Origin of the sequence: Psychrobacter sp. UBA6739, assembly GCF_002453835.1 — a bacterium.
Taxonomy (GTDB): domain Bacteria; phylum Pseudomonadota; class Gammaproteobacteria; order Pseudomonadales; family Moraxellaceae; genus Psychrobacter; species Psychrobacter immobilis_A.
The window spans coordinates 36,977-48,225 of the sequence record NZ_DKHR01000055.1 but is presented as its reverse complement, the minus strand read 5'-3'; the positions used below and the strand labels follow the sequence as shown (position 1 = coordinate 48,225).

Annotated in this window: 9 protein-coding genes; 5 read left to right on the top strand and 4 right to left on the bottom strand. The window is 43.8% G+C overall.

What is annotated here, in order from left to right:
* From B2575_RS12015 to B2575_RS12005, 3 genes are all read left to right on the top strand, one after another.
* Positions 1 to 528 (top strand): energy transducer TonB (locus tag B2575_RS12015; protein ID WP_296242279.1); only part of this gene is annotated, 528 nt, incomplete at its 5' end.
* A gap of 78 nt (positions 529 to 606) precedes the next feature.
* Positions 607 to 1,296, top strand: coding sequence for a MotA/TolQ/ExbB proton channel family protein (locus B2575_RS12010; RefSeq protein ID WP_296242278.1), 690 nt, complete (start codon positions 607 to 609; stop codon positions 1,294 to 1,296).
* An 82-nt stretch (positions 1,297 to 1,378) separates the two neighbouring features.
* The gene (locus tag B2575_RS12005; RefSeq protein ID WP_045444454.1) at positions 1,379 to 1,780 is read left to right on the top strand and encodes an ExbD/TolR family protein; all 402 of its coding nucleotides are present in this window, start codon (positions 1,379 to 1,381) and stop codon (positions 1,778 to 1,780) included.
* A gap of 161 nt (positions 1,781 to 1,941) precedes the next feature.
* Here the strand turns inward: B2575_RS12005 and B2575_RS12000 are convergent, their stop codons facing one another.
* Entirely contained in the window at positions 1,942 to 2,415 is a 474-nt protein-coding gene (locus B2575_RS12000; protein ID WP_109589456.1) for a DUF2799 domain-containing protein, read from the bottom strand.
* A 500-nt stretch (positions 2,416 to 2,915) separates the two neighbouring features.
* Between B2575_RS12000 and B2575_RS11995 the strand changes: the two genes are divergently transcribed.
* Together B2575_RS11995 and topA are read left to right on the top strand one after the other, a co-directional pair.
* Positions 2,916 to 3,512, top strand: a complete 597-nt coding sequence (locus B2575_RS11995) for a hypothetical protein (RefSeq protein ID WP_055125173.1) — start codon at positions 2,916 to 2,918, stop codon at positions 3,510 to 3,512.
* 287 nt (positions 3,513 to 3,799) lie between these two features.
* Entirely contained in the window at positions 3,800 to 6,466 is a 2,667-nt protein-coding gene (topA, locus tag B2575_RS11990) for a type I DNA topoisomerase (protein ID WP_296242274.1), read from the top strand.
* Between the two features lie 116 nt (positions 6,467 to 6,582).
* Here topA and B2575_RS11985 read toward each other — a convergent pair whose 3' ends face one another.
* The 3 genes from B2575_RS11985 to lon all read right to left on the bottom strand — a co-directional run bounded on the left by B2575_RS11985 (position 6,583) and on the right by lon (position 11,012).
* Positions 6,583 to 7,140 carry a superoxide dismutase family protein gene (locus B2575_RS11985; RefSeq protein ID WP_045444459.1) on the bottom strand — a complete coding sequence of 186 codons (558 nt, stop codon included), beginning with the start codon at positions 7,138 to 7,140 and terminating at the stop codon, positions 6,583 to 6,585.
* Positions 7,141 to 7,339: 199 nt separating this feature from the next.
* The gene (locus tag B2575_RS11980; protein WP_296242271.1) at positions 7,340 to 8,434 is read right to left on the bottom strand and encodes a hypothetical protein; all 1,095 of its coding nucleotides are present in this window, start codon (positions 8,432 to 8,434) and stop codon (positions 7,340 to 7,342) included.
* Between the two features lie 145 nt (positions 8,435 to 8,579).
* Complete coding sequence (lon, locus tag B2575_RS11975) at positions 8,580 to 11,012, bottom strand: endopeptidase La (protein WP_414707440.1); 2,433 nt, start codon at positions 11,010 to 11,012, stop codon at positions 8,580 to 8,582.
* Positions 11,013 to 11,249: the final 237 nt, after the last annotated feature.

Genomic DNA, 11,249 nt, shown 5'->3' with positions numbered 1-11,249 from the left:
GATACCTCAATGGCTGATAGTCAACGTGAAGCTGAAGAACGACGTAAGATTCTAGCAGCAGAATCACAAAAGGCCGCTCAAGAAGCCCATGATAGAGCAGTACAAGAAGCTAAGAAAATAGCCGATGCCAAGGCTGCCCGAGAGGCTCAAGCCGAAGCGAATGCCAGAAAAGCAGCAGAAGACAAAGCGGCTAAAGATGCCGCGCAAAAAGCAGCCGCCGCTGCAAGCAATGAACCCGTGAGCTTTACTGCTAGTGCTGCAGACTGGGCATCAGCGCCAAACTTTAGCTTTCCTACTCGAGCCGCTCGTAGAGCATCTTCGGGTGATACATTCAAAGTGGTATTGATATTAAGAGTGAATAAACAGGGCGGTATTGATAGTGCCCGCGTTGCTCAATCTTCAGGCAATTCAATAGTAGATAAAGAGGCGCAGCGTCAAGTAAGCTCTGGAAAATTCAGACCTTTTACTAAAAATGGCGTGCCAGTCGTCGGTAATGTCACATTACCTGTTACTTATAATGTGCCATAAATACATGATTATTAGTACCAAGCATCGGCGCAATCGCAAATAATCGAACAATGGTAATAAAATACAAAGGAGTCTGACATGGACTTTATGCAATACTGGCAAATCAGCGACATGGTGACAAAAACTTTGTTCTTTTTGTTGCTTGCTTTATCTATTCTTTCTTGGGTGACAGGCATCATTCGTGTGCTACAAAGCCGCAAATTGGCCGCCAATGTTGCAGATGATTTGAGTCAACAGATTCAAGTAAAGCAGGCTGAGATGATAGCAGCAGATGCCACTACTCGCCGTTTGGTTACTGAGCAGATCTTGCTCAAGCATATTGGTCGTTACCGTTTTGCCAGTGAGCGCGGCTTACCTATTCTTGGGACGACAGCCGCAATTGCGCCATTTATCGGTTTGTTTGGGACGGTATGGGGAATTTTTCATGCGCTACATAACATTGGCATGAGTGGGCAAGCAGGCTTGGGACAAGTAGCAGGGCCAGTCGGTGAGGCACTTATCATGACAGGTTTGGGGATCGCCGTGGCGATTCCAGCCGTGGTATTTTATAACCTTGCAGTGCGTATCAATCGCCGTGTGATGTATCACGCCAACGATAGAGCGCATGACTTATTGGCACGTTCTGCCAAAATGGTCGTTACCCAGCAGCCGTTAACGGACAGCAAATCGACTGTTACCCAAGATTCGTTAGCAAAGGGTATGCACTCAAACACAGCAGATGCTCAGCAAGTGACTCATTATCATAGTTCAGCCGCGTCGCAGCCTTAACGATTATCCATTGATGGGACAGTCCGTTAGGCGATAGTCAAGCGAGCTATATTGCGAATAACCAAATGTATTGAGAGTAATTATGGCATTTCAATTGGGTGATGATGACAGTCAAAGCATGAGTGAGATGAACCTCATTCCGCTTATCGACATCATGCTGGTATTGATGATTATATTTCTATTGACGGCGACCGTACTGAATCCGACAGTGCCACTAGAGTTACCGAAGACCAGCGCTGCGTTAAATGAGGCGCCACCAGAGGCTATTCAAATTAGCATCGATAAAGACGCAGGGATATTTTGGGACAGCGATGCGATTAGCATGGAGGAGTTAGAGGCACGGTTACAGCAGCAAAGTGCTGGAGGTAAAGACCCCTCTGTACAATTGCGTGCTGACAAAGACAGTAAGTATGACACGGTCGCTCAAGTGCTAGCCGCTGCCAGTCAAGCAGGACTTACAAAGATAGCCTTTGTCAATGAATAAGGTGAGTCTATAAAAGACATGATTATCATATGATGTTCGCTAGATAGCCAACCAACCATCAAAAAGGTAGCTAATATAATAATAAAACAAAAATAATAAACTTTTCTCCAGCCTCAATGAGTACTTAAACCTCAAATTAAGTACTCATTGGGGTTTTCTTTTTACCAGCCATAGCCAAAGGGATGATAGCCGTAACCGAAGCGCCCAGGCCCGTAGCCAAACGGATAAGGCGAACGTAGGTAATCGAGATCACGTTGACGGATATAGTAGTAACGTCCTTGCGCATAAGCTTCTTCTAGCTTTTCGATGCCTTCGAGCGGACAAACGGGCTGCCAGTCGTAGCCTTCGCGACCAAGTTTATAAGCATTGAGCTCGGTGCAGTAGCTTTTGAGACCTTGCTGTCGTCCTTGCTCCCATTGTATGCGGTTGGGCATGGGACCACCTACCTTTGCGCAGCTATCAGCGTAATGACCGAAATAAGCACCTGAACGCCCTTGTAAGCCATCAGCATAGCCGACTTCTTGCCAGTTGCTTTCTTGACATTGCTGCGGGGTAAGATTTTGCGTCGTTGCACAGCCTGATAGGGTAAATAAGGCAGCGCCTACTAGCGAGAGGGTGAGCCCAGTTTTACTCATGAGTTTATGGACACATTTGCTCGCTAGTGAAGCGGTCGATGAGTTTCGCTTAAGAAGATAATTCATAATAAACCTGCGCGCGTTTAAAATTATGGTTTATCATAGCACTTTTTGATGCTGACAACTTTTTGTATCTCATTATTACGCTGTTTTTTATTCGAGCTAAGTGTTTGATCTATTAGCACATATAGCCAAACCATCGAGATTCGAAAACGTGAGTGGTTGGTGATTATCAACTCATCATGCTTGATTTTTAACGGTTCGTGCTCATTATAAGCTTCTATATAGTAGCCAGTATTTAGACAATCATTTATGAAACAGATGCTCATTAGAACGCTACTGGTTAAAAAATGACTGGTTAAAAAGTTACTGCTCAAACAATCAGTGATTGCTTTTTTATAGTTAGCTGGGTAATCACTGTCTTTGTTGTAGCCTGTTGTATAGATAGTAGTGGTTTTATTTTTTAGTACATTTTTATTTATCCAAAAGGTCGGATCATCATGGGAACATTCATTGGCGTTATCATTGTACTATTTGTATTAGGGAGTATGATGGCGCTCAAACCTAACGGTATCGATCAGCGTTTGGATAAGCTGCGCATGACCGCGCGCCGTTTGCAATTGAATCCAAAGCTGGTGAGTTGCCCTGATTGGATCAAAGGTAAAGACAACGAATATGGGCGTGGAATGTTAGGTCAATACTGTTTAGTGTTAGATGATGTGCAGCTGCCGCACACACGCTATCAAGTGATTGATGGGCAATGGCGACCAGATAGTAGTTTTGTCGATACAAGCAAAGATGATGTTAAGCTCACGATTCCGAGTGCGATTCGTGCTAATAACAGCACTAATAATACGATTGTCAAAAAGACCAATTTTAGCTTGGATAAAGCGCCGCTAGATTTGCCAGTCAGTATTGAGCCATTTGTTAAAGGTTTGCTGACTAAGGCGAATAGTATCGTGATTTATTGGGAAGATATCGCTTATGTGCGTCCTTCATCCAATCCTGCTTATCAGCAAAAATTGATTGAAGCAGATTTGTTGGTGCTCAAAAAACAGCTTGAACAATGGGCGTCAGAGATGCAAAAGCGCCTATAAAACGGCTACAAGGTAGAAAATAATTTTTTAATCTCCATTTATAAGCAATATGCAAGCACTTTTGGCAAACTCTCAGTCATTTACAGTTGACAGTGTAACGCTTAGCAGTGTAACGTCTTTATAACTGACTCTTTATCTTATGGTTATTGTTTGTTTTATAAACGTTTTTTTAAGCAGCTATTACTATAATGATTCACCGCGCTACTATAACTCACAATTATAAATTGCCATGCTGCTGTATTTATTCTTACTTTTAATTTACTCATATAATAATGGTGTCGTCACATATGGCAAAAACCGCAACCAAAAAAAGTCCAGCGCCCGCTGCTGGTAATCCCAAAGGCAGTCCAAAGGGCAAGTCTTTGGTGATTGTAGAATCACCTGCCAAGGCAAAAACAATCAATAAATACCTTGGCGATGACTTTATCGTGCGCTCCAGTATTGGTCATGTCCGTGATCTACCAGTTGGCGCAAGCAAAAGTGCAAAAAAACCAACAACGACCAAAAAAGATGACAGTCTAAGCAAAGAAGAAAAAACCCAGCAAGCCTTGGTACGGCGCATGGGCGTCGATCCAGAACATGACTGGGCAGCAGTTTATGAAGTATTACCAAATAAAACTAAGGTCATTAAAGAGCTTAAAGCCTTAGCTAAAGACGCTGACAAAATCTATCTGGCAACGGATATGGATAGAGAGGGGGAGGCGATTGCGTGGCATCTTAAAGAAGTCATCGGCGGCGCTGACAGTAAGTATGAGCGTGTGGTTTTTAACGAGATTACCAAATCAGCCATTCAAAATGCCTTTAAGCAGCCATCCAAACTCGATATCGACCGTGTCAATGCCCAACAAGCGCGGCGCTTTTTAGACCGTGTCGTTGGCTTTATGGTATCGCCGCTGCTGTGGCAAAAGGTTGCTCGCGGTCTCTCTGCAGGTCGCGTTCAGTCCGTTGCTATGCGTCTGGTCGTAGAAAGAGAACATGAAATTCGCGCCTTTATACCAGAAGAGTATTGGCAAATTCATGCCGATACTCACGTTGCCAGTAGCAAAAAGGACGCTGAGCAAATTGCGATTCGCTTAGAGGCGACCAAGCAAGGCGGCAAAACGCTTAAGCTTGTCAATAAAGAGCAGACTGATAAAGTCTTAGCAGTGCTTAACTCAAGCGACTTTATCGTCAAAGAGCGTGAAGAGAAGCCAACGCAATCGCGTCCGAGTGCGCCGTTTATCACCTCGACATTACAGCAAGCAGCCAGCACACGATTGGGCTTTTCAGTTAAAAAGACCATGATTTTGGCGCAGCGCTTATACGAAGCGGGTCATATTACTTATATGCGTACCGACTCGACTTTCTTATCTGGTGATGCACTTGCTGCGGTACGTGGCTATATCGAAGACAGCTATGGCGCAAAATACGTACCCGAAAAGCCAAATTTCTACGGCAACAAACAAGGCGCACAAGAGGCGCATGAGGCGATTCGTCCATCTAACGTCAATATGAAGTCAACGCAGCTTAAAGGGGTCGAGCGTGATGCCATCCGCCTGTACGAGCTGATTTGGCGTCAGTTTGTCGCTTGTCAGATGCTGCCAGCAAAATACTTGTCAGTGAATCTATTCGTCGCTGCCAATGATGTCGAGCTAAAAGCACGTGGTCGTACGTTAGTATTTGATGGTTACACCAAGGTTATGCCACCGGCAAAAACTGACGATACCTTATTACCAGATGTGAAAAAAGGCGATAAATTAATACTAGATAAGCTCGATCCGAGTCAGCATTTCACCAAGCCGCCACCGCGCTATACCGAGGCAAGTTTGGTGAAAGAGCTTGAGAAAAAGGGCATTGGTCGTCCATCAACTTATGCGTCTATCATCTCGACCATTCAAGATCGCGGCTATGTGAAGCTTGAGAACAAGCGCTTGTTTGCTGAAAAAATGGGTGATATCGTCACCGACAGACTGACTGCAAGCTTTCCAGATTTGATGGATTATACCTTTACCGCCGCACTAGAGGACAAGCTTGACCATGTCGCAGAAGGTGATACAGATTGGAAAGATGTCCTCGATAATTTCTATGGCGACTTCAAAACAACGCTTGATCGCGCCAAAGAAAAAGACGGCATGCGTCCAAATGATCCAACTGACGTACCAGACGTGCATTGCGATCTTTGCGATCGTCCAATGCAATTACGTACTGGCTCAACGGGTGTATTCTTAGGGTGTACTGGCTATAATTTACCGCCAAAAGAGCGCTGTAAAGGCACTAAGAATTTAATGCCCGTCGAAGCTTTTGCCAATCTTGATGAGGCAGAAGGTGATGATGAAGCGGCAGAAGTTCGCGATTTGATGGAGAAAAAGCGTTGCCCGAAATGTAGCACGGCAATGAATGGTTATATCGTCGATGGCGGTCTGAAACTGCATGTGTGTGGTAATAATCCTGATTGTGATGGTTATGTCTTAGAAGAAGGCAAATTCGAAGTGCCTGGCTCTGATTCTCCAACCATTGACTGTAATAAGTGCGATGGACAAATGGAGCTAAAGACGGGACGTTTTGGTCCTTACTTCGCTTGTCAGCAATGTGATAATACGCGTAAAGTGCTAAAAACAGGCGAAGCCGCACCGCCGCGCATGGATCCCATTCATCTGCCAGAGCTGAAATCAAACAAGCACGATGATTACTTTATCTTGCGTGAAGGGGCAGCTGGGATGTTCTTGGCGGCGTCTAAATTCCCGAAAGTACGCGAGACACGCGCACCAAAGCTGGCTGAGCTACGCGAAATCAAAGATAAAATGGAAGATAAATTCCAGTATTTGTTTGAAGGTCCAGATGAAGATCCAGATGGTAATCCCACCATCTTACGCTGGTCACGTAAGAAGAAAGAGCAATATATCGGCTCTGAGAAAAATGGCAAGGCCACACGTTGGGGTGTGTATTGGCGTAATGGCAAATGGGTAGAGGAGTAAGTCTGTCTTACTTTTATCATCAATCGCTTTAAATAAAAAAACCTCTTAGATAATCTAAGAGGTTTTTTTGTGCTATTCATAGTTGTGCTATCAATAACAGCTAAGTTCAGATGCTATTAGTTCTTTTCGATGATACCGCAAGCAACGCGGTCGCCTGCATTACCAGCTGGTTGGCTAGTATAGTCATCAGCACCGCTATGCACGATAAAGGCTAGACGATTAACGCTATATTTACCAGCATCAGCGACAGAGATTTTCTTATTCACATAGTTAATAGTAGCCACGCCATCTGCATTGGCAGTCAGATTAGGCAAGTCGCCAGCATGACCATTCATATCATCAGGATTAGAGTGAGGCTTATTGTCAGGATTAAAGTGACCACCTGCCGCTTTGCCCATATCAGCACAGCTGCCTGTTTCGTGAATATGTAATGATACTGTTTTGCCCGGCTGCAAATTCATCAGCTTACCGTAAACTTGTACGCCGCCATCAACTGGACGTAAGAATACTTGACCCACTTCATTTTTATTACCAGCGACTGCATTAATAGTAGATTTTAAGGCGGGTTGGCTAAGTGGATTGCCAGTTTGCATTTGACCTTCGACCGTTTGGCAACCCGTCATTACTAACGCTGAACCACATAATAGCGCACTTGCAAGCATCGTCTTATTCATTGTTTTCTCCAATGGTTTTTAATGTTTAGTTATTTTTGATACAAAGCTAACTCTTAAATGTTTAGAGGTAAGTGTTTTTTGATTTCTATAAACATTCGTTAATATCGTTATCAGTATAGCTAAGGATTAGATATAGTTATTCATCAAATGCGCAACAATCGGTTAATAAATGTAAGTATCGTATGGGTTTGAAAATTGTTTACGGTATTTTCTTTACTTCGTTTTGCCATACTAAAGTTTCGCCTGATTCTAACTTTTGAGTAAGGAGATAGCTGGATTCAGAATTATCAGAAGGATTAGATACTCTCTGCGTATCAAGATTGATCAGTGTTAACTGACTAGAACTATAAAGCATTAGGCGGCTAAGACTTGATTCAATATCATCAATGTCATCACCACACCCTACCATCGTTGAAGGGTTGCCACCAATTAGCAACGTTTGATTAGTAGATAAAGCATAAGACCCACCAGCCCCATTGCATCCGACAGAAAATCCAATACCTTGGCTAAAACTACTTTGCTGAGGATTGCTATAATCATGTGAACCAAGCCTGTAGTTTGCAGTAATAGGTACATCTGGACGATTAAATTTATTAATAGTTTTATTGGTATCGTCAGTTGCACTAATAAGACGCCATTGGTATCGCTCTAATAATTCATTGATAAGCGGTATGCCCGCCACAGGATATTCAGGCTTGGGCGTACCCGAAAAAATCAGTGTTTTTCCTTTATTGGTTTTTAGAGCCAGCTGTTTTAATGTCTTGTTAGAACTCTGTGCAGAGTTTGCTAGTACTGGATCAAATCTGAAAGCTGTATCTGAATAGGGTATAAAAACACTATTTACGACATTTCCTGTTTTGTTTTTGATTGTGTTTTTATTACTCAAGTTTTCGATAATTGAATGGTTTACTGTGGTGCAGTTATCAGATGGTTCGCTGACATTGATTTGCCCGTAAAGGTAAGGTAATGGTAACCACATATCAAAAGAAACTTGGTGACGTTGACAGCCTTCTGTAAATGTTAAAAGGCTTGGATGTACCTCCATTATCAAAGGCAGCTTTTGGTTAAAAGCCTTGATTCGACCCTTATCATCGCTGACATAGGTTAATTGCCACTCATATTTTGTGGTGGTTTGAAACAGTCTGGATTCGAGCGTGGTCGCTGACCAGTTTTTATCGTCGATGACGGTCCTGGTTTGTGCTGAATGATTAAGGCTGTTGGTTTGGCAGCCTAACAAAGCGAGGGGTAGTAATGTGCTTATTACAACTAGAGGTACCCTTAAATGATTTAACATTGCACTTTCCTAATTAATAAACATTTGTCTAAAATATAGCATAAGGTATTATTAAGAGTGGTCTTTATTTTTGCCAAAAAAAAGCCGCCCATCGTTATGATGAGCGGCTTTCTGATTTATAAGACTGGATTAGTAACTAATCAGATTAGTTATGCAGCGCTTTGCTTGAGGTTTTATCAACCGTCACTTTAGCTGGTTTAAGCGGCACTGGCATACTGACCAAGGCTACTTTTAATATCTCATCAATCGTTGCCACTGGCTGAATGGTCAGACCAGCTTTCACGTTATCAGGGATATCGGCCAAGTCACGCTCGTTGGTCGCTGGAATCAACACATGCTTGATACCACCTCGATGGGCAGCTAGTAGCTTCTCTTTGAGACCACCGATACGCAGGATTTTACCTCGCAGAGTAATCTCGCCTGTCATGGCGATATCTGGGCGAATGGCAATACCCGTTAATGCTGAAACCAGCGCTGTGGTTAGCGCACCACCAGCCGATGGACCATCTTTCGGCGTGGCACCTTCTGGCATATGGACGTGGACATCAGTCGTCTTAAAGGTTTCGTAGTCGATACCCAAACTGTCTCCGCGAGCACGTACCACGCTCATGGCAGCGCGAATCGACTCTTTCATCACATCACCGAGTGAGCCTGTAAAGCTAAGCTCACCTTTGCCCTTCATCGCCACTGCTTCGATAGTAAGTAGCTCACCACCGACTTGGGTCCACGCAAGCCCAGTAATACGACCAATTTCAGGCTCTTCTTCCGCCAGACCGTAGTCATACTGATGGACACCTAGATAATCATCGATATTTTTGTCATCGACCACAACCAGCTGACGTTCTGCTTTCTTCGGAGCACGTGCGCCATGGGTTTCAACCGAACCGCGAACGACTTTACGGCAGATTTTATTGACTTCACGCTCAAGGTTACGCACACCGGCTTCACGCGTATAGCTACGCACGATGCTATGCAATGCCGCTTCAACAATCTCAATTTCGCCTTCTTTGAGACCGTTATTCTTAATGGCTTTTGGCACCAAGTACTTCTGCGCGATGTTGACCTTTTCTTCTTCGGTATAACCCGGTAGACGAATGACTTCCATACGGTCAAGCAGGGCAGGCGGAATATCCATGCTGTTAGCGGTACAGATAAACATCACTTGCGATAAATCTAAATCCATATCTAAATAATGGTCGTTAAAAGTATCGTTCTGTGAGGGATCTAACACTTCAAGCAATGCTGATGCTGGATCACCGCGGAAGTCTTGCGCCATCTTATCGATTTCATCTAATAAGAATAGCGGGTTTTTAACTTCGACTTTCGCCAATGACTGCACAATTTTACCTGGCATCGCACCGATATAAGTACGGCGATGACCACGAATCTCGGCTTCATCACGCACGCCGCCTAGTGCCATACGTACAAACTTACGACCAGTCGCACGGGCAATCGACTCGCCTAATGAGGTTTTACCAACACCTGGAGGACCGACTAAACAAAGAATCGGACCGCGCAGTTTTTTCACTCTTGATTGCACGGCGAGGTATTCTAAGATGCGATCTTTCACATCTTGCAAGCCATAATGGTCTTCATCTAAGACGGTTTTGGCTTTTTCTAAATTGATGGAAACCTTGGTTGTGGCATTCCACGGTGTGTCCAAAATCCATTCAATATAGTTGCGCACCACTGACGATTCACTCGAGGCAGGTGGCATCATTTTGAGCTTTTTCAGCTCTTGATCCGCTTTTTTGCGCACATCTTCTGGTAAGTCGGCATCTTCTAGACGCTGCTCTAGCTCAGCCACATCATCTTCGCCATCAAACGCACCGTCATTCATATCTGACAGCTCATTTTTAATGGCTTTCATCTTCTCGTTTAAGAAGTATTCGCGCTGATTGTCTTCCATTTGCTGACGGACAGCTTCTTGGATATCTTGCTCGATATTTTGTTCAGCACTCTGCTTAACCAAATATTCGGTTAAGGTGTTGATATGGGTTTTAAGATCATCATTTTCTAAGAATGATTGCTTAATATCTAAATCCATCGACACACGGGTCGATATGAAATAAACCAGCTCAAGCAAGTCATCGATACGTTTTGCCACACGAGTCAGCTCGCGAGCATTACGCAGACGCGCATCTGCATAACTTTCAAACAATGTAGTTAATGCTTGAATCGTGTTTTTCTGCTGGCTCTCATCCATACTGACATCAAGGTCAGCACGCTCAAAGCTTGCCATTAATAATGTATCGTGATTTTCTATAGTATCAACGCGCGCACGATATTGACCTTCGATCAATACTTTGATGCAATTCTCATCACTGTCATGCGGCATGGTACTGACGATACGGCAAACCGTACCGTATTGATACAAGTTATCTTGATCAATGTCTTCAGTCAGCGAGTCTTTTTGTGCCACGACCAAGACTTTATTACCGTACTCAGCCTGTGCCAATTCAACGGCCTTTACCGATGGCTCACGACCGACGAACAAGGCAATCTGCATGTGCGGATAAACGACAACATCGCGCAATGCCAGTAGTGGTAAATAGTTTTCTGTACCGTCACCTTTTATACTATCGTCTTTTGCTTCATCGTCTTCAATAGTGTTGTCGTCATCATTATCTTTATCATCACTATTTTTGCTATCACCATCTTCAACGCGATCAGCTGTTATAGCTACATCACCTGTCGCATCGTCAGGCGCGCTGTCTCGCTCTTGATCATCAGCAACAGTAGATGAAACGTCGACATCGATGTCGATATTGTCTTGGGCAATTTTATGTTCACTCATATATTCTTCCTCGTTCAC